We start from the raw sequence: 305 nt of genomic DNA, 5'->3' as shown, positions 1-305 counted from the left end.
AATAATAAATTTTATCGCTATAGAGGAAATGGTAGTCGGTAGTTTCAGAATATAATTGGCTCTAATTTTGAGCATAAATAGAGATCCACTCATCTTCAGAACAAAAAAGGCTCTAGCATTTCTGCTAGAGCCTTTAATATGGCAGGGGTGGAGAGATTCGAACTCCCAACACGCGGATTTGGAATCCGCTGCTCTGCCAATTGGAGCTACACCCCTAAAACTTTGTTTATATTACTTTTGTTGGCTTATAAAGTAAATTGTCTTTTTCATAAATTTAAAAAAAGTGGCGGAGTGGACGGGACTCG

1 tRNA gene is annotated in these 305 nt (G+C 38.0%); it reads right to left on the bottom strand.

The features are described 5' to 3' along the window. Positions 1-139 precede the first annotated feature (139 nt). Positions 140-216 (bottom strand) — tRNA-Trp (locus tag A1QC_RS03225). Between the last annotated feature and the right edge of the window lie 89 nt (positions 217-305).

This window comes from Vibrio rumoiensis 1S-45 (assembly GCF_000286955.2).
Classification (GTDB): Bacteria; Pseudomonadota; Gammaproteobacteria; order Enterobacterales; family Vibrionaceae; genus Vibrio; species Vibrio rumoiensis_A.
The sequence above is the reverse complement of the archived record's forward strand: the minus strand, read 5'-3'. Positions and strand labels throughout refer to the sequence as shown.